This is a genomic window from Candidatus Oscillochloris fontis (assembly GCF_004138135.1).
Lineage (GTDB): Bacteria > Chloroflexota > Chloroflexia > Chloroflexales > Chloroflexaceae > Oscillochloris > Oscillochloris fontis.
The window spans coordinates 46,939-65,112 of the sequence record NZ_RYFD01000003.1 but is presented as its reverse complement, the minus strand read 5'-3'; the positions used below and the strand labels follow the sequence as shown (position 1 = coordinate 65,112).

16 protein-coding genes are annotated in these 18,174 nt (G+C 60.7%); 6 read left to right on the top strand and 10 right to left on the bottom strand.

Annotated elements, in window-relative coordinates; translation table 11 throughout:
- Positions 1-27: 27 nt before the first annotated feature.
- Both EKD03_RS02340 and EKD03_RS02335 read left to right on the top strand, forming a co-directional pair.
- Positions 28-816, top strand: coding sequence for an enoyl-CoA hydratase (locus EKD03_RS02340; protein ID WP_129626903.1), 789 nt, complete (start codon positions 28-30; stop codon positions 814-816).
- A 6-nt stretch (positions 817-822) separates the two neighbouring features.
- Positions 823-1,998, top strand: coding sequence for a sugar phosphate nucleotidyltransferase (locus tag EKD03_RS02335; protein WP_129626901.1), 1,176 nt, complete (start codon positions 823-825; stop codon positions 1,996-1,998).
- Positions 1,999-2,041: 43 nt separating this feature from the next.
- Here EKD03_RS02335 and EKD03_RS02330 read toward each other — a convergent pair whose 3' ends face one another.
- Positions 2,042-3,196: an iron-containing alcohol dehydrogenase gene (locus EKD03_RS02330; protein ID WP_129626899.1), complete on the bottom strand. Its 1,155-nt coding sequence runs from the start codon at positions 3,194-3,196 to the stop codon at positions 2,042-2,044.
- A gap of 266 nt (positions 3,197-3,462) precedes the next feature.
- Here EKD03_RS02330 and EKD03_RS02325 point away from each other — a divergent pair, with 266 nt between their 5' ends.
- From EKD03_RS02325 to EKD03_RS02310, 4 genes are all read left to right on the top strand, one after another.
- Complete coding sequence (locus EKD03_RS02325) at positions 3,463-5,241, top strand: protein kinase domain-containing protein (RefSeq protein WP_129626897.1); 1,779 nt, start codon at positions 3,463-3,465, stop codon at positions 5,239-5,241.
- Positions 5,242-5,356: 115 nt separating this feature from the next.
- Entirely contained in the window at positions 5,357-6,169 is an 813-nt protein-coding gene (locus EKD03_RS02320; protein WP_238613339.1) for a M23 family metallopeptidase, read from the top strand.
- On the top strand, positions 6,169-7,428 hold the full coding sequence (locus EKD03_RS02315; RefSeq protein WP_129626893.1) for a glycosyltransferase family 4 protein: 1,260 nt from the start codon (positions 6,169-6,171) through the stop codon (positions 7,426-7,428). Before EKD03_RS02320 ends, EKD03_RS02315 begins: the two co-directional genes overlap by 1 nt.
- Positions 7,428-8,153, top strand: coding sequence for a sulfite exporter TauE/SafE family protein (locus EKD03_RS02310; protein ID WP_129626891.1), 726 nt, complete (start codon positions 7,428-7,430; stop codon positions 8,151-8,153). Before EKD03_RS02315 ends, EKD03_RS02310 begins: the two co-directional genes overlap by 1 nt.
- Positions 8,154-8,181: 28 nt before the next feature.
- Here the strand turns inward: EKD03_RS02310 and EKD03_RS02305 are convergent, their stop codons facing one another.
- The 9 genes from EKD03_RS02305 to EKD03_RS02265 form a co-directional block, all read right to left on the bottom strand.
- Positions 8,182-9,246, bottom strand: a complete 1,065-nt coding sequence (locus EKD03_RS02305; RefSeq protein ID WP_129626889.1) for a 3-deoxy-7-phosphoheptulonate synthase — start codon at positions 9,244-9,246, stop codon at positions 8,182-8,184.
- 100 nt (positions 9,247-9,346) lie between these two features.
- On the bottom strand, positions 9,347-11,491 hold the full coding sequence (locus tag EKD03_RS02300) for an EAL domain-containing response regulator (protein WP_129626887.1): 2,145 nt from the start codon (positions 11,489-11,491) through the stop codon (positions 9,347-9,349).
- A 210-nt stretch (positions 11,492-11,701) separates the two neighbouring features.
- Positions 11,702-12,058, bottom strand: a complete 357-nt coding sequence (locus EKD03_RS02295; protein WP_129626885.1) for an ArsR/SmtB family transcription factor — start codon at positions 12,056-12,058, stop codon at positions 11,702-11,704.
- Between the two features lie 76 nt (positions 12,059-12,134).
- Positions 12,135-13,070, bottom strand: a complete 936-nt coding sequence (locus EKD03_RS02290) for a TIGR01777 family oxidoreductase (protein WP_129626883.1) — start codon at positions 13,068-13,070, stop codon at positions 12,135-12,137.
- Between the two features lie 197 nt (positions 13,071-13,267).
- Positions 13,268-14,959, bottom strand: a complete 1,692-nt coding sequence (ettA, locus tag EKD03_RS02285) for an energy-dependent translational throttle protein EttA (RefSeq protein WP_174842795.1) — start codon at positions 14,957-14,959, stop codon at positions 13,268-13,270.
- A gap of 123 nt (positions 14,960-15,082) precedes the next feature.
- Complete coding sequence (locus EKD03_RS02280) at positions 15,083-15,736, bottom strand: hypothetical protein (protein WP_129626881.1); 654 nt, start codon at positions 15,734-15,736, stop codon at positions 15,083-15,085.
- The gene (locus EKD03_RS02275; RefSeq protein ID WP_129626879.1) at positions 15,723-15,989 is read right to left on the bottom strand and encodes a hypothetical protein; all 267 of its coding nucleotides are present in this window, start codon (positions 15,987-15,989) and stop codon (positions 15,723-15,725) included. The genes EKD03_RS02280 and EKD03_RS02275 overlap by 14 nt, the downstream gene beginning before the upstream one ends.
- 50 nt (positions 15,990-16,039) lie before the next feature.
- Positions 16,040-17,161: a sensor histidine kinase gene (locus tag EKD03_RS02270; RefSeq protein WP_129626877.1), complete on the bottom strand. Its 1,122-nt coding sequence runs from the start codon at positions 17,159-17,161 to the stop codon at positions 16,040-16,042.
- 89 nt (positions 17,162-17,250) lie between these two features.
- Positions 17,251-18,108: a DUF5656 family protein gene (locus EKD03_RS02265; protein ID WP_129626875.1), complete on the bottom strand. Its 858-nt coding sequence runs from the start codon at positions 18,106-18,108 to the stop codon at positions 17,251-17,253.
- Positions 18,109-18,174 lie beyond the last annotated feature (66 nt).

Below are 18,174 nucleotides of genomic sequence, written 5' to 3'. Positions count from 1 at the left end.
ATATACGACACCACCAAAGGAGGCGGCATGAGTCAGGGTACAGTGACGTATCAGCACATTCTGATCGAACGTGAGGGCCGGATTGCCCATGTGACGATGAATCGTCCCCAGCGCCGCAATGCGCTCTCGTTGGCGCACATGCAGGAGTTGTTGGACTGTTTTACCCAGATTGGGGCTGATCGTGACGTGGGGGCGGTGATTCTCAGTGGGAATGGCCCGGTCTTCTGCTCTGGCCACGATCTGAGTGAGATGACCGGCCAGACACCGGAGTTCTACCAGCAGATCTTTGATGTTTGTACCCAACTGATGCAGCAGATCCAGGCTATCCCGCAGCCAGTGATTGCACAGATCCACGGGGTTGCCACCGCAGCCGGCTGCCAACTCGCCGCCACCTGCGATCTGGTCGTTGCGGCTGAGGATGCGCGCTTCGCCACCCCAGGGGTGAAGATCGGGCTCTTCTGCTCGACCCCCATGGTCGCGCTGAGCCGGGCGGTGCCGGCCAAACTGGCGTTGGAGATGTTGCTCACCGGCGAGATGATCTCGGCCCAGGCGGCCCGCGAATCCGGGTTGGTCAATCGGGTGGTGCCGGTGGCCGAACTGGCCAGCACGGCGCATGCGTTGGCTGAGAAGATCGTGGCCGCCAGCCCCACCGTGGTTGGCTTGGGTAAACAGGCTTTCTATCGCCAGATCTCCATGCCTCAAGCCGAAGCCTATGCCTATACCAAAGATGTGATGGCCACCAATGCGACCCTTGCTGATGCCCAGGAGGGTATCTGTGCCTTCCTGGAGAAACGCCCACCTCAGTGGGGGAAGTAGGTCTGTATGGCGCATCGCCCCGTTCCCTTCACAGGTACCACTCGCCACGCAGTCATTTTGGCTGCGGGCGAGTCCAAACGCACCCGTCCACTCACCAGCCACCGCCCCAAACCCCTCATCCCGCTCCTCGGTCGTCCGCTGTTAGCCCATATCCTCGATGAGTTGGTGGGGATGATCGATCATGCCACGTTGGTCACCGGCTACCGCGCTGATGATATTCATAACGCATTTGGCTCTAGTTACCGGGGTATTGCGCTGCACTATGTGCTTCAGACCGACGTCAACGGCACGGCGGGGGCATTGCGGGCGGTTGGTGCGCTGGACGAGCCGTTCTTTTTGCTCTATGGCGACAACCTGATCGCCCATGATGATCTGGTGGGGGTGTGTAGCAGCCTGCCCTGCCTCGCTGGTCTGCGGGTGGAGGATGCGCGATCCTTTGGGGTACTCCAGATTGTGGATGGGCATGTGCGCAGCATCTGGGAGAAGCCCGATCATCCGCCGCCCGATGCGTTGGCCAACCCCGGCATCTACCACCTTGATGCGGATTCCTTTGCGGCGTTGGAGCAGATCCAGCCCTCGCCACGTGGTGAGTATGAACTGACCGACCTGATCGGGCTGTTGGCGGCGCAGCGCCCCGTGGGTTACCACATCTGTAGTGGTTTCTGGGTGCCAATTGGTACGCCCTGGGAGGCGCTGAGTGCGGCGCAGTTCTTGTTGGCGCGGCGGGCGGCGTGGCGCAGCCAGATTGACCCGCAGGCCCAATTAGATCCGGGGGTGCAGATCAGTGGCTGGGTGCAGATCGGGCGCGCACGGGTAGGGGCGGGGAGCCGCATTATTGGCCCGGTGGTGATCGGGGATGACTGTGTGATCGGGGCCGGATGCCGTGTCGAGACCAGTTGTCTGGAGCCGGGAGCCCACGTAGATGATGGTGCGCGTGTGCAGGACTCGGTGATCGGGGCCGGGGCGCATGTGGGGGCGGGGAGCCGCGTGGAGAGTAGTTGGCTTGATGATCTGGCCTCGGTTGCGCCCATGGCGCACTTGCCTGTGCAGCACTTCAGCGAACTCCGCCCCACCGCCGCGATGGCGGGGTTGCTCAGCCGTACCCAACTCTGTACGCGGGGGGTGATCTTGAGCCAGGGGGTGCATGTGACAGGTGCGGTTGATGCGGGTCGGGTGGTGTAGCGACGCAATATCTTGCGTCGCTACACCACCCATCACCACCCCATCACCACGCGGCCTGCAACAATGCCAACACCTCATCCTCACTGGCCTCACGTGGGTTATGGAAGATGGCCCCGTCAATCGCGGCGGTGGCGGCCAGATCGGGTAGCGCGTCCTCAGGCACGCCGATATCGCGCAGGCGGCTGGGCAACCCGCAGTCATGCGCGAGCGCTGCGACTGCCGCGATCCCGGCGGCGATCACCTCGGCGTCGCTGCGCCCCTCGCGGCTGACGCCGAGTGCCTGGGCGATGCGCAAGTAGCGTTCCGGTTCGACCTCGCTGTTAAAGCGCATCCCGTGTGGCATACAGATCGAGATCGCGGTACCATGATGGGCATGGAACTTGCCGCCGACCGCGTGGGCCATGGCGTGGATGACGCCAAAGTAGCTGTTGGCACACGCCATTCCGGCCATGCACGCGGCGATGAGCATCTGGCTGCGTGCCTCCATGTTCTCGCCCTGCTGTACTGCGGTGCGGAGGTGCGTGCCGATCAGGTTGATCGCCGTCAGTGCTAGGCCGTCGCTGAAGGGGCTGTTCTCGGTCGAGACGAAGGTCTCGATAGCGTGCGAGAGCGCGTCAATCCCGGTGGCCGCCGTGAGCATCGGCGGGAGCGTGCGGGTCAGGAGCGGGTCGAGAATGGCGACATCGGGTAATAGGTAGCGGCTGGCGAAACTCAGTTTCAGATCCTGCTCCTCGTCGCGGATGACCGCGTAGGGCGTCACTTCGCTGCCCGTACCGCTGGTGGTGGGGATGGCAATCATGGGGATGAGCCGGTCGGGGATGACATTGTAGCCCTGGTAGTCGAGCAGATGCCCGCCGAAGGTGAGGATGATCCGCACCGCCTTGGCGGTGTCGAGCGGGCTACCCCCACCAATCGCGATGATCAGGTCGGCGGCGGCAGCACTGGCAGCGGCGGCGCATTCCATCACCACACTCACCGAGGAGTTGGCGGGAACCGCATCGAAGATGCCAGCCACTTCAGAGTGCGCGTTGATTCCAGTGAGGATTGGCTCGATCAGACCTGCACCAACCACGCCTTTATCGGCGATAATGAAGGGGCGCTGCGCACCGAGTTCTTCGATCACCGAACCAAGCTCATGGGCAAGGCCATGTTTATACAGGACACGGGTGCCAATTCCAAACTCGAAAAATTCCTGCATAGGGATTTCCTTTATCTGGTGGGGGGCTGTTCTTCTCCATTATACCCGTCTCTACCACAGCAGGGGTGTGGGGGCCGCAGGCCCCCACGAAAAAGAGTGTTTTGCTGGTGCGGTTGGCCGCTTTGCGGCCAACCGCACCAGCAAAACCATGGGTTTGGGGCGTAGCCCCAAGCCGAAATCCCCTTAGCTTGAGGGGTATCGGGGTGCAGCCGCCCCCCGCCCCCCCCCACCAGAGGTGAGAAGTTGACATACAGGGAGGCGCAATCATGCAAACCCAGAATCCAGCCGAGTTCCCTGCAAATACCCTGATCAACCAACGCTACATGATTACCCGCACCATTGGGCGCGGCGGCATGGGGGCGGTCTATGAGGCGGTTGATCAGCGTTTGGGAGCCACAGTCGCCCTCAAGCAGATGACGGTGACGGGGGCCAATGTGTCCACGGCCTTCGAGCGCGAGGCGCGTATTCTGGCGAGTCTGCGCCATCCCGCCTTGCCCAAGGTCTCCGACTTCTTTGCTGATGCGCAGGGCCAGTTTTTGGTGATGGAGTATATTCCCGGCAATGATCTGGGCCACCTGCTCACCCAGCGCGGCCAGCCCTTCCCGGTCGAAGAGGTGATGCGCTGGGCCGATCAGTGCCTCGCGGTGTTGGAGTATCTGCACGGCCAGAATCCGCCGATCATCCACCGCGACATTAAGCCCCAGAACCTCAAACTGACCCCGACGGGCGAGATCGTGCTGCTCGATTTTGGTTTGGCCAAGGGCTATGCCAATGTGCAATCAGCCAACACGGCCAGTATCTTGGCCTATACCCCCAACTATGCGCCGTTGGAGCAGGTGCAGGGCAGTGGCACCGGCCCGGTAAGCGATCTCTATGCCCTGGCAGCCACGATCTACCATCTGCTGGCCGCTGCACCACCACCCGATGTGCTGCAACGTCTGGGAGCCACCGCCTCCGGCCAACCCGATCCATTGCACCTCCTCACGCAGATCAACCCGCAGGTGCCGCATGTGCTGGCTGCCTGGGTCGCCCATGGCATGCAACTCGATCAGCGCAACCGCCCGCCGAGTGCGGCGGCGATGCGCCGCGACCTGACCCAGATCATGCGGGCCGGGCCGGTGGCGAATGTCGGGCCGACGCTGGTGCAACCGAGGGGCTACGATCCCACCGTGGTGCAGGCGAGCCCGGCGGCCCCGCCGCCCCTGCCCCGCGCTGCCCCTCCACCTCCACCCGCCTTTGCGCTGCCCCTGGAATCGACACCACGGGCGCAGCGGCGCGGCTGCGCCGTCCTACCGATCATCGTCGGACTGGTTGTGCTGCTGGCTACGGGTGGCGGGATATTCTGGTTTGTGATCCGTGATGGTGGGCCAGGAGCCGCGCCGACGAGTGTGGCCGTAAGTGCGACCCGTACCCCCCGGCCAACCGCAACTCCCACCCCCACCGATGACCGAGCACCCACGGCTGGTGCGGTGCAGACGGGGGCGACCAGTAGCCCCGCCGGGCCATCGTCGGGTGTCGCTGGTGCCACCGCCACCACCCCTAGTGGCCCCCAGTATGGCCCGGTTGAGCAACTCTTCCCCTATGACATTGTAGCCAGTGATGCCGCACCCGATGGCATTGATGCGGCGGGCAATCCGATCTCCTATTCACCATGGAATGTGGTAGATGGCTATGCCGATACCGCCTGGCGCGTCGAGGGCGATGGGATTGGCCAGGGGCTACAGTTGGAACTGGGTGCCCCGATGCTGATTAGCGAGGTGCAGGTCATTCCCGGCTATGCCAAGGTTGATCCGACCGATGGCACCAACCGCTTCTGGCAGAACCGGCGCGTGGTCAAGATCGGTCTGGAGTTTAGTGACGGGAGTAATGTGAGAGCCATGTTCAATGATGATCCCAGTCTGCAAAGCATCCGCCTGCCCAAGCCGGTGCTGAGTAGCTATGTGCGCTTGGTCATTCTGGAGACGACTATTGTGCCACCAGAGGGCGGGCGCGATTTTACACCGATTAGTGAGATTGTGATCATGGGGCAGATGCCGTTACCGTGACGTGCCGTCACGTAGGGGCGAAGCATCGCTTGCCATATGACCTGGGGAACACAGACTACACTTTGTGGGCGATGCTTCGCCTCTACATCGCATGAACCATAAGGAGATCTCCACCTTGCTGCCGATCATGTCATCCATCCGCCGCAGCCCCTGGTTACTCGTACTGCTCGTGCTGTTGAGCGCCTGTACGCCCAGCACGGCCCAGGTACCGACAGCGACACCAACACCAGTGGCGACGCTGACGCCCACTACGCCACCAACCTCCACTCCGCTGCCTACGGCGACGGCGACAGCCACGGCTAACCCCAGCCCGACCATCGCGCTACCCACGGCAACACCCGCCACTACCGCCACCCTCATCGCGGCCCAGGTGGTTACGCCGCTGCCAGCGCCTACATCCGATGCGACCCCGATTCTGGTGGTGAATGACGATCTGTTACCTCCAGAGACGGAGCAACTGAGCTATGTCTTCCCGGTGCAAGGGGCTAAGGTGGATTATGGTTCGAGCCACCACGACTACCCGGCCACCGACATCTTCTGTGCCGAGGGCAGCCGCTTTGTGGCTCCGACATCGGGGGTGATTGACTTTACCAGCCCAGAGGATCGGTGGTCTCCGGCCAATGATGATCCTGCGCTTCGGGGGGGCATCTCGGTCGCTATGATCGGTGATGACGGTGTGCGCTACTACGGCTCGCACCTCTCGGCGCTGGCCGAGGGCATCGCGCCGGGGGTGCGGGTCGAGGCGGGGCAACTGCTCGGATTGACGGGTAAGAGCGGCAATGCGCGCAACACCCCGCCGCATGTGCATTTTGGTATCTCGCGCCCCACCACCCCCGACGATTGGCAGGTACGGCGCGGGCAGATCTCGCCCTTCCCCTACCTGAAGGCATGGCAGCGTGGGGAGAATATGACCCCGGTGCTACCCTAATGCAGATCATTATTCCGAGCGATGTCTTTCCACCCAGCGGCAAGGGCGGAGCGGCCTGGAGCAGCCACGCCTTAGCGCTGGCGCTCCAAGCACGCGGCCACCGCATCAAGGCGGTAGTGCCGGATCGCGGCGGGCGCGGGATCAGCGCCTATGATGCGCTGGGTGTCCCGGCCTTGCGGGTGGGCTACAGTGCGCCGCGCCTGCCGATCATCCAGAACTACTTCCGCCACGAAAAGTTCTGGAAGCCACTGGCGAACGCAATTGTGGCGGCGACCGTCGGTCAGCCCGATGTCATCCACGCCCAGCACGTCCAGGTGGCCCCGGCAGCGGTGTTGGCCGGGCGGCGGCTGAACGTGCCGGTGGTGGTGACGGTGCGCGACCACTGGCCGTGGGACTATTTTGCGACCGGGTTGCACGGGGATCGCATTCCGCACCCGGTGGCGAGTTGGGCCAGTTTGGCCACCGACCTCCCGGCACGCTTGGGGCCATTGCGGGGGGTACTCGCGCTGCCCGCGATTCCCTATATGCTGGCTCACCTGCGCCGCCGCGCCGCCTTTCTCGCTCAGGCCGACGCGGTAATCGCCTGTAGCACCTACATCGCCCGCCGTCTGCGCGGGATCGTGCCGCCGGAGCGCATCCATGTGCTGCCGCACATGGTAGATCATGACGCCCTCGCCGCCACACTGGCCACGCCGAGCCACGTGCAGGTCGAGGGGCCAATGCTGCTCTTTGTGGGCAAGTTGGAGGCCAACAAAGGAGCCGGATTACTCCCAGCGATCTTCCGCGAGTTGCGGGGGGGGCCGCTGCCTACCTATACGCTGCTGGTGGCCGGGGATGGTGGGTTGCGTGGTTGGCTGGCGCAGGAACTAGGCCGCCTGGGGGTAGCGGTGCAGTTCCTCGATTGGGCCGGGCATGATGAGGTGCTGCGGCTGATGGCGCGTGCTGATCTGCTGCTCTTCCCCTCATCCTGGGGCGAGCCGTTGAGCCGTGTCCTGCTCGAAGCCACCAGCGTGGGTACCCCGATCCTGGCCATGCCCACCGGCGGCACCCCCGACATCATCTGCGACGGGCTGAACGGGGCGTTGGCGGCCACCCCGCAACACTTCGCGCAGCGCCTCGCCGATCTCCTCACCCACCCGGAGGAGGCGCGGCGGCTCGGTGCGACCGCCCGCGATCTGGCGCGTCAGCGCTACGCGGTGCCGCTGCTGGTGCCGCAGTACGAGGAACTGTATGCACACTTGCACAAGGAGCGACCGTGATGACCACCCTGATCGGCGGGCTAGTTATCCTCGGAGCCGCGCTGCTCGGTGGGATCACCGGCTTTGGCTTTGCCCTCGTCTCAACACCCCTGCTGCTCATCCTCGGCTTACCACTGCCGATCATCGTGATCATCAACCTCTGCTTAGCCACCACAACCCGGATTGTCGTGGCCTACCGGCTGCGCCGCCATATTGATCTCCAGCGCGTCTTCTGGCTCGTTCTAAGCAGCATTCCCGGCATCTTACTGGGCGCATGGGTTCTGGGGCGCATTGAGCCACGCCCGATCAAGATCGTCGCCGGGGTGGTGGTGCTGATCGCGGTAGTCCTCCTCATCCGCAGCATGAATCGTCCACCCCCAGCGCCCATCCCTGGAGCCACCGGCCTAGCCGGGTTCCTGGGCGGCTTCATGGGGGTGACAACCTCGCTGAACGGTATTCCGGCGGTGCTGCTACTCACCCGCGACCGCGTTTCGCCCAAGCGGTTTCAGGCCAGCCTCGCACTCTTCTTCATCCTCGCCAACACCATCACCCTGACCGTGTTGGCCACCCAAGGTGCGCCTTTCGAGGCAGCCCTCATCCCGCGTGGCATGATCTGGCTCCCCATCGCCATCATCGGCAATATGGTCGGTGTTCATCTGGGCACCTGGCTCCCCGATCTCTTCTTCCGCCGCGTGGCGCTGGGGGTGGCCTTCTGCGCCGGTCTGCTGGCGATCATCACGGCGTAGGGGCGCGTCGCGACGCGCCCCGTCATGATCATCTCCGCCCGGCCAGCGCTAGGTGCGCCTCGTGCAGCAAGCGCTCGGTCGTCTCCCACCCGACACAACCATCGGTGAGCGAGACCCCATAGCGCAACGCGGAACGATCCGCCGTGAGCGTCTGCTTGCCCTCAACCAGATTACTCTCCAACATCACGCCAACAATCGGGCCAACCCGGCGCAACACCTGATCCACCACCGTATGCAACACCGCCTCTTGGCGGCGGAAATCGCCACTGGCATTGGCGTGGCTACAATCAACCATCACCGCCGGGGTACGATGCGCCTCGCGCATGAGCCGGGCGGCCTGCACCACATACTCCTCGTGGTAATTCGGCTCCGCACGCCCACCACGCAGGATAACGAAGCTGTCGGGGTTGCCGGTGGTGCGCACCACCGACCCCTGGCCGTGATCATCAATACCCAAGAAACTGTGCTGGCCTGCCGCTGAGACACACGCATTCACCGCCACCTGAATGCCCCCGTCGGTGCCGTTCTTGAAGCCCACCGGCATCGAAACCCCACTGGCCAGCGCACGGTGCGTCTGCGCCTCGGTCGTGCGCGCCCCGATAGTCCCCAGACTAATCTGGTCATCAATATACTGCGGGCTAATCGTATCGAGCATCTCGGTCGCCACCGGCATCCCCATGGCGTTAATTTCCAACAACAGGCGGCGGGCGATAGTCAACCCAGTTGCCATATCGAAGCTGCCATCCAGATGGGGATCGTTGATCAGCCCGCGCCAGCCCACGGTCGTGCGCGGTTTCTCCAGGTAGGTACGCATCACCAGGAAGAGTTGGTCGCTCAGATCGGCTTGGAGTTTCACCAGCCGCTGCGCATAATCGAGCGCCGCGTGGGTGTCGTGGATCGAACAGGGGCCAACCACGACGATCAGGCGCGAGTCCTCACCATGCAGAATACGTCGGATGGTTGTGCGCGCCTCCGCCACCGTCTTGGCCACCGCATCGTTGAGGGGTAGCAGTTCTTTCAGTTGGCGCGGAGCTTGAAAGGGCGTCAGATCGCGGACATGCAGGTTCGCGACCTGGCGAGAATCGTTGGTCATGCGGATGCCTATAACCTCTCAATTGTGGATAGTATGTGGATAGATGTGGATGACGAGCAGTTCCGGCCATCTACCGCGCCAAGTATAGCCGAGAATCAGATTATGGCGTACTTTGACGCGCATTCGTCAATAAAATGCGCACATCTTTGCTATCTAAACCGGGAGCGAAGAGCAACCCTTGACCCAAGCCACACTGCAAGTCGCGCAGTTGCTGGTACTGTTGCTCGGTCTCAATCCCTTCCGCGACCACATCAAGGTTGAGGGTACGGGCTAGGCCGATGATCGTCTGCACGATCTCACCCTGCTCACCGAGTGGCCCCATCCGATTGATGAAGGAGCGATCAATTTTGAGCGTACTAACCGGGAAGTTATGCAAATAACTGAGTGACGAATAACCAGTCCCGAAATCATCAATACAGAGCTGCACTCCCAGATCACGGATGCGGCGCAGCACATCGCTGGTTTGGGTACTCAGGGTCATCAGGCTATGCTCGATCAGTTCGAGTTTCAGGCTTGAAGGGGGAATACCACTCTCGGCCAGCACATCGGCGATCTGGTCAACAATACTTGGCTCGGCAAAGAGGCGCGCCGAGAGATTCACATTCACCGAAAGTGGCGAATCGCTGGGGAACTCGCGCTGCCAACTACTCGCCTCCAGACAGGAGGTACGCAGCACCCACCAACTGATCGGCACAATCAGCCCTGTCTCTTCGGCAATATCGAGGAATGAACCGGGGTAGAGCAGGCCGCGTTCGGGGTGTTGCCAGCGGATAAGCGCCTCAAACCCAATCACCTTGCCACTCTCAAGTGACATAATCGGTTGATAGTGCATGCGTAACTCACCAGCACCCAACGCCCCACGCAGATCGCTCTCAAGTTGCAACTTCTCCATCGCCTGAGCGTGCATGGCTGGGGTAAAGATGACATGGCGCGCCTTACCGCCCATTTTCGCGTGGTACATAGCGGTATCCGCATCGCGGATCATCTCGGCAGCACTCGTGTATTGCAGATCACTGGTGGTGACACCAATACTGGCAGTACTAATCGCCCGATGGCCACTGAGCAGAATTGGCTCAGCGATACTAGCCTGGATGCGCTCGATAATCGCCTGGATCATCTGGAAATCGGTAATATCCTCGATCAGAATCGTAAACTCGTCGCCCCCGATCCGTGCCACCGTATCGCTAGGGCGTAGACAGGCTTGGATGCGTTGGGCGACCGAGATCAGGAGTTGGTCACCGGCGGCATGACCGAGGCTATCATTGATCGTCTTAAAGCGATCGAGGTCAATGAAGAAGACCGCGAAACGTCGTTCGGGGTGGCGGTGGCTCACCGTAATCGCCCGCTCCAGCCGATCAAGAAAGAGACCCCGGTTGGGCATGCCGGTGAGCAGATCGTGGAGCGCATCGTGCTGAAGTTGCTGTTCAACAGCCCGCCGCATACTAATATCGGTCTGCGAACCCGCAATGCGTAACACTTGATCATTCGTATCCCACACCGCCAAGCCACGACAGAGCACCCAACGGTAGCTACCGTCACGGTTACGGATGCGGTACTCATGTTCAAACGAATCGAGCAGACGGCGGAAGTGGGCGGCCAACCGTACCTTAAAGAGTTCCTGATCATCGGGATGGATGAGGTGCATCCACTCGTTTGGGTTGTTGCCAATCTCCTCCTCACGATAGCCCAGCATACTCTTCCAACGTGTCGAGAGGAAGAGATGGTTATTCGGCACATCCCAGTCCCATAACCCATCATTGGCACCGCGTGCTGCCAGCGCGTAGCGCTCCTCAGAACGTTCCAACTCCACCGCCCGCTCGGCAATCTGGCGCTCCAACTCGGCCCGTTGCTGATGCTCCTGATCGTGGAGCCGTTTTTTGGCCAAGCTAACACTCACTTTGGTTTGTAGCAAGAGCGGGTTGAATGGTTTAAAGAGGTAGTCTTCGGCCCCCATCTGGATGCATTCAACTACATGATCAATATTGGTATCGCCAGAGATGATCACGACCGGTAAGTCATTCAGGTGGGGATCATGCTTAATCACCCGCAAGACCGTTGCACCATCAACTTCAGGCATCACCATATCGAGTAACACGAGGTCGAAGCTTTGGATGCGCAATAGTGCCAACGCCTCTTTGCCGTCTGCAACGCAGGTAATATTATGGCCCTGCTGAGTGAGCTGACGGCTAATCATGTTGCGGATCGGTTCGTGGTCATCAACGACGAGAATGCGTCCGGAATCCATGCGATTAGCTCCCTTAGCAGAGGGTTGCAGGTGGGTATGTTGGAATGCGTGTTAGGAAGCCTTGAGGTAGGAGGCAAGAATGAGCGAAGAAGCCCCCCGCTCCTTATTACAAATTATAAACTAGCCTGAGGCCATGTCTATATTTCAGGCTAGACGTTAAATTATACCTGTATGATGTTACGGAAGGTGATGCGGGGGATGTAAGGGCTACTACCGTAACTGGCTGAGGTGGTATACCAAGCGTTCACGGAGGCTATCGAGCGCTTCACTACGCACAAAATAATACGCCCACAATCCACGCCGCTCCACATCAATCAGCCCTGCTTCGCGCAGCAACTTGAGGTGGTGGGAGATCGTCGGTTGTTTGACGGGCAGCGCGGCCTCAAGATCACACACACAGACATGCCCAGAGCGTTGGGCGAGCATATCGAGAATCTGGAGCCGAATTGGGTGCCCCAGGATACACAAGTCGGCACTCAGATGTTGGGCCAACTCGGCACTGATGCGCGGGGCCATCCCAGGGTTGCAGCAGCCATTGGGGCGCTCCGGGTCGTGATCGGGGGGCATCATTTCTCCTCATAGCTTTCTGTGGGTCGTTTTAGCGGCGCAACCACCAAAACGACCCACAGAAAGTACCTTCCCATCATCCAATCAGGTTGCGCAACGCCGGTTCCAACTGTGGGTAGCGAAAATGGTACCCAAGTGCCTGGGCCTTCTTGGGCAGGGCGCGCTGCCCATGCACCACCAGATCGGCCATCTCACCGAGCAGCACCCGCAGGCTGAACTCCGGTACCGGCATCCATGAGGGCGACCCCATCACTTTGCCGAGGGTCGAACTGAAGCTGCGGTTGGTCTGGGGCGATGGGGCCACCGCATTGATCGGCCCACTCGCGCCTTCATGTTCCAACGCCAACAGGTAGATACCCACCAGATCATCCGGGTGGATCCACGAGTAGTATTGGGTTCCCGGTAGGACTGGCCCGCCTACCCGCAGTTTGAAGGGCTGCATGATCTGCGGCAACACGCCATTGTCTGGATCAAGCACGAGGCCGGTACGCATACATGCCACCCGTACCCCAAACTCCTGCGCCCGCAGCGCCTCGCGTTCCCAGTCCACACACACCTTGGCCAAGAAGTCGCTACCGGGGCTGGCCTGCTCATCCAGCGCGGTCGAGTCGCGGAAGCCGTAGTAGCCCACCCCGGAAGCCGAGAGCAGCACCTGGGGCCGGTTGCTGGCCGTGCTGATCGCCTCGACAATCCCCCGCGTGCCGATAATGCGGCTGTCGTAGATATTCGCCTTGATCGAAGGCACCCAACGCTGCCCCAAAATGCCCTCGGCAATCGGCGCACCCGCGAGGTGGATCACCCCATACGCCCCGTTGATGCTCGCTGCCCACGCCCCCGTGGTGGTCGGTGCCCAACGTACATAGTCCGCTGCGCCCGGTAACTGTTCGCGTGCCTTCTGCGGGCTGCGCGAGAAGATTACCACCTCATAGCCCTTCATCACCAGGGCCATAAAGAGCCGCCGTCCGATCACCCCGGTCGCGCCGGTGAGGATGACCCGTTTTGTCTCACTCATTCTTGTTCTCTCATCCCGTTAGTGCGTAACTGTTCACACTTCTCCTCGCTTCGTAACTGTTCACAGTTCTCCTAGCATTCCGGTTTTGACGCAAAGACGCAGAGGCGCAAAGCCTTCAATAAAACCTTCGCGCCTTTGCGCCTTTGCGCCTTAGCGTCAATCAGAAGCTTCCTTTACCCCAAGTGTGAATAGTTACGTTAGCGCACCAACTTCTTATAGGTGATCCGATGCGGTCGCTCGGCATCCACCCCTTTGCGCCGCCGGTAGTCGGCCACATACTCCGAGTAACTGCCGGGGAACCAGAAGGCTTGGCTGTCGCCCTCAAAGGCCAGGATGTGGGTCGCGACGCGATCCAGGAACCAGCGGTCGTGCGAGATGATCACCGCACACCCGGCGAAGTTCTCCAGACCCTCCTCCAAGGCACGTAACGTATGCACATCCAGGTCGTTGGTCGGCTCGTCGAGCAGCAACACATTCGCCCCCGACTTGAGGATCTTGGCCAGATGGACGCGGTTGCGTTCACCACCCGAAAGCGTGCCCACCAACTTCTGCTGATCCGAACCGGCAAAGTTGAAGCGTGAGACATAGGCGCGTGAGTTGACCTGCCGATTGCCCAACATGATAATGTCGTGGCCGCCCGAAATCTCCTCCCACACCGTCTTCTGGGCGTCGAGATCATCGCGGCTCTGATCCACATAGCCCAAGGTCACAGTCGAACCAACCTGAAGGACTCCCGCATCGGGCGTATCCTGGCCCACCACCATGCGGAAGAGCGTCGTCTTACCAGCCCCGTTGGGGCCAATAATGCCTACGATCCCACCGGGGGGCAACTCGAAGGTCAGGTTATCGTAGAGCAGGCGCTCGCCAAAGGCTTTGGCCACCCCCTCAGCGCGGATAACAATATCACCTAGGCGCGGGCCGGGCGGAACAAAGATCTCCAACTCACGCTCTTGGGCATCCTGGCTGGCATTGAGCAAGCGCTCATAGGCACTGATCCGCGCCTTACTCTTGGCGTGGCGGCCCTTGGGGGCCATACTGATCCACTCCATCTCGCGCTGCAACGCCTTTTGGCGCTGGCTCTCACTCTTCTCATCGCTGGCGAGGCGCTGCTTCTTCTGCTCCAACCAGCTTGAATAGTTGCCGCGCCAGGGAATACCGACTCCGCGCTCTAGTTCCAAGATCCAGCCGGCCACATTATTCAAGAAGTGGCGGTCGTGGGTAACGGCAATCACCGTACCCTTATACTCCTGCAAATGGCGTTCCAACCACGCCACCGACTCAGCATCGAGGTGGTTGGTTGGCTCATCTAACAGCAGAATGTCGGGAGCCTGGAGCAAGAGGCGACAGAGGGCGACACGGCGGCGTTCACCGCCGGAGAGGATGGCGATAGCAGCATCACTAGGCGGGCAGCGCAGCGCATCCATCGCCAGATCGAGCTTACTATCAATATCCCAGCCATCGAGATGGTCGAGCTTCTCCTGCACCTCGGCCTGTTCGGCCAACAGCACATCATAATCAGCGTCGGGTTCGGCAAACTTCTCGTTAATCGCCTCATAGCGCCGATGCAACTCGACAACTTCCGCTGCCCCCTCCTCAACAATCTCGCGCACCGTCTTGTTAGGGTCAAGCTGCGGTTCCTGCTCCAAGAAACCAACCGTAAACCCCGGCGAGATCACCGTCTCACCAATAAAATCGGTATCTACCCCGGCGAGGATGCGCAGCAGCGAACTCTTCCCCGACCCATTGGCCCCGATCACCCCGATCTTGGCCCCATAGAAGTAGGAGAGACTAATATCCTTAAGCACCTGTTTGTTGGGCGGGTGAATCTTACTCACCCGGATCATTGAATAGATAACTTTGGTGTCGCTCACGAGCACATTCCCCTGCATATCTGAGGCTCATTCCTGAGTCCACAGTGTAGCATACTGCGGGCTGGCTTCAAGCGGTGGGGGGGCGGGGTGCAACCCAAGGACTTTGCACATGCCCCGCCATGGCATGTGCAAAGTGAACCTTCAGATATCCAGCCGCATCTGCGATGAATCATCGTCTGGTGGCGTCAGCCGTGGGGGCGGTGCCCTGCGCAGGGCGGCGTCGAGGAGGTCGGCGAGCGCCAGTTGCGCGGCCCAGTGGCGCAGGTACGCGATGTCGAGGGTGCTCCCCTGGGTGGTGAGCACCGACTGCACATCGATCCACTGGCGTTCCAAGGCACCCTGCGCCATACGATACCAGTCCAGCTTGATCAGGATAATATCTTCCGGGCTCACAAAGTACGCGCGACGCTCCGGGTTGAGCGCGACCGTCTGGGGAACGCGCCGCGCGAATTGCGCGAGCTCATACGGACGACCTGACGCAATGAACAGATCGACCCGGAAGAAGCTGGTGCGATGCACGAGGTTACACGAGGCTCGATGCAAGGGATCATCGTGGAGTGTCGGGGCCAGCGCGATGGCATCACGGAGATCGCTGATCTGTACGAAGAACTCTGGTGCGATCCGGGCGGTAAAGAGCCCGGCCTTGGCCGCTGGCAACGAAGCGAGGATGTCCACATCGCGGGTGGCTCGCGGCTCGCCATAGGTCGAACTGGCAAACGAGCCGCCAACACAGTACGTCACCCCAAGTGTCTCCAGCGCGTCGGTGACCAGGAGCAGCACATCAGTGGGCTGCATCACTGTCCTCGCCGATAGATCCGTACACCTGATCGGCCAGATCGGCGCCCAGCCAGCGCGTCGCCAGACGGCGCTGGAGCTGCGCATCCGACTCAGTCGGGTGGCGTCGGCGGAGGTCGCTCAGCGCCAGCAGCTTGAGCGACTCGTTCAGTTCGTTGATGTAGTTCAGCTTCTGCCATGTCGGGGCCGCACGCCAGTGCGCGATCAGCAGGGCCGTCGTAGCTGGGGAGCAATCCGAAAAATCCGCCGACATAGGCCAACTCCTTGTATGCGCTCCATGACGATGATTTTAGAGGTTACCCCCTACTCCAACGGAATCCGTGCCTCTAACACCACCCCGCCGCTGCTCTGTTCTGTCACCAGCAACTGACCATCAAGCTCGGCCAAGCGGTAGCGCAGGGCGCGTAGGGCGTGCATCCCCGGACGCTCGTAGGTGCCATCGAGGAGGCCCACCCCATCATCCTGCACCATCAGCGTGAGCGTCTGCGGTTCATATTCAAGTGTGAGCGTCGCATGTTGGGCATGGGCATGGTGCTGAATATTCAACAACGCCTCTTGGGCGACCCGCAGCATCACACTCTGTTGGGCGTTGGTGAGTGGACGAATGTGGCCCAAGGTGGTGAGTTGGAGATCAACCTCACTCTGACGGTTGGTTCCCAGCACGAGGTGCTCAATTGCGGTCGGGAAGGCGATATGCTCGCCAACCGTGGCTGTGAACATACCAGAACGGCTCACCGACTCATGCGGGGTTTGGATACTCGCTGGACGGACTGGAGGTGGCGAAATCATGGTCGGGTCGCTTGGAGCGATGAGTGGGGTGATCGGCGGGATCTGATTCATTTGGAAACTAAGGAAGGCCGGGGTGGGGTACAACGCCGAGTCCCAGTCGCTACCTTGTGGGAGATCGTCATGTTTGCTGCGGCGCTGCCCTACCATCAACCAGATCAAGGCAAAGGCCACTGGGATGCTGGCCCGCAGGGCCAACTCAAACCATCCGTAGGTACCGAGGAGACCCAAGATCTGCATTCCGAGCAGATCGATGACAACAAAACTGGCCGCCGTCCCTAGTGCGCCGCGCCATCCCCACAGCAGCGCCGGTAGGACGATCACCCCCAGCGCATAGGGCAAGAAGGGTAAGATGTTTCCCTCACTCAGCCAAATAAAGGAGAACCCTAGCAAAAAGTCCAGCACAAGGGTGATCGGACGCTCTTGCATCAGTCGCACATACACATGTGCGAACGCCGTGACCCCAATGGTTAGCACCCCCAATAACCCCCACAATCCGGCATCACGTGGCAATCTGAGCAGTGGCTCGGCAGGTAGGGTGAGCGTTAATCCCGCGATGACCCAGGCCAACCAGCGATACACCCAGAAGAGGGTGTCATTCTGTGATCTGGTGTGCCACGTATCGGATGGGATATTCACTGATGCTCCCTTTCGGGTGGAGACCAACGGCACGCGAGATCAACATTATCTTGCAATCAGTGTAGCAAAAAAACAGGGGTGCGGCAACCCTATAAGCGTAGCGTTGCATACACAATGGCACAGAAGAGACCGCCGCCTAAGAGGCTATATTCGAGCACCAAGCGGCGCTGAAGGCGCTCTAGGGCATAGTGCTGGAGCAGGCTTACCGTCACATAGAAGATCACCAACAAGAGTGTCCCGGCGATCAAGAAGGTGGTGGCCCAGTAATTGAGGGGCCAGATCGCTTCCGCGACGGTGAACCCGACCAGGGCCGAGGTGAGTAGCGAACCAGGACGGGGTAGCCACGCCAGCAGGGCGTAGGCGATTAGCGTTGCACTGATCCCGATCAGGCTGGCGGAGTAGAGGGTACGATAGCGGGTGTAGGCGACGGCGCTGAAGCAGCCAAAGGCAAGTAGGTAGCCAATCCCATTGATCACCATCTGGGCACGCTGGCTCACCTCTGGGCGACGATCCAGCGCGTAGTGTTGCGCCAGCAGTACCGTGATCAGCGATCCACCTGCGGCTAAGATCGCGAGCGCAAAGGCGGCTCCTTGCAGCGCTCCGCTAAACAGGCGGAAGAACGCAAATGAGGCGATCACACTGAACGAGGGCAGAATCCAGAAGGTCGGTGCGACCTCTAGCCGTAGCCTCCCTAACGTGATCGTCGGTAAGCGGCGGTTTTGCATCTGCGGGTGCGAACGTGCTAAGAGATCGGCTCCCGCACTGGTGATCACTACCAACGAGGCTACCAAAAACCACGAGAGCGTGATGGTCGGAAGATCTCCGCCCAATACGATCCGTAACGTGTTGGGGTTGCCGTCTACCAAAAAGATGACGGCGAGCCCGATCAGGATGACAAAGATCAGCGAGACGATGCGATCATAACGCGGTTGTGCAGTGGGTGTCATGTGTATTGACCGTAAAATGCACAGTTTTCCTGTGCATGACTAAGACACGCGGTTGACATCATGTAG

Excerpts from the sequence above, each read along its gene's own strand:
- EKD03_RS02340 (WP_129626903.1), top strand. The coding sequence starts at position 28 with ATGAGTCAGGGTACAGTGACGTATCAGCACATTCTGATCGAACGTGAG.
- EKD03_RS02335 (WP_129626901.1), top strand. The coding sequence starts at position 823 with ATGGCGCATCGCCCCGTTCCCTTCACAGGTACCACTCGCCACGCAGTC.
- EKD03_RS02330 (WP_129626899.1), bottom strand. The coding sequence starts at position 3,196 with ATGCAGGAATTTTTCGAGTTTGGAATTGGCACCCGTGTCCTGTATAAA.
- EKD03_RS02325 (WP_129626897.1), top strand. The coding sequence starts at position 3,463 with ATGCAAACCCAGAATCCAGCCGAGTTCCCTGCAAATACCCTGATCAAC.
- EKD03_RS02315 (WP_129626893.1), top strand. The coding sequence starts at position 6,169 with ATGCAGATCATTATTCCGAGCGATGTCTTTCCACCCAGCGGCAAGGGC.
- EKD03_RS02310 (WP_129626891.1), top strand. The coding sequence starts at position 7,428 with ATGACCACCCTGATCGGCGGGCTAGTTATCCTCGGAGCCGCGCTGCTC.
- EKD03_RS02305 (WP_129626889.1), bottom strand. The coding sequence starts at position 9,246 with ATGACCAACGATTCTCGCCAGGTCGCGAACCTGCATGTCCGCGATCTG.
- EKD03_RS02300 (WP_129626887.1), bottom strand. The coding sequence starts at position 11,491 with ATGGATTCCGGACGCATTCTCGTCGTTGATGACCACGAACCGATCCGC.
- EKD03_RS02295 (WP_129626885.1), bottom strand. The coding sequence starts at position 12,058 with ATGCCCCCCGATCACGACCCGGAGCGCCCCAATGGCTGCTGCAACCCT.
- EKD03_RS02290 (WP_129626883.1), bottom strand. The coding sequence starts at position 13,070 with ATGAGTGAGACAAAACGGGTCATCCTCACCGGCGCGACCGGGGTGATC.
- ettA (WP_174842795.1), bottom strand. The coding sequence starts at position 14,959 with ATGCAGGGGAATGTGCTCGTGAGCGACACCAAAGTTATCTATTCAATG.
- EKD03_RS02280 (WP_129626881.1), bottom strand. The coding sequence starts at position 15,736 with ATGCAGCCCACTGATGTGCTGCTCCTGGTCACCGACGCGCTGGAGACA.
- EKD03_RS02275 (WP_129626879.1), bottom strand. The coding sequence starts at position 15,989 with ATGTCGGCGGATTTTTCGGATTGCTCCCCAGCTACGACGGCCCTGCTG.
- EKD03_RS02265 (WP_129626875.1), bottom strand. The coding sequence starts at position 18,108 with ATGACACCCACTGCACAACCGCGTTATGATCGCATCGTCTCGCTGATC.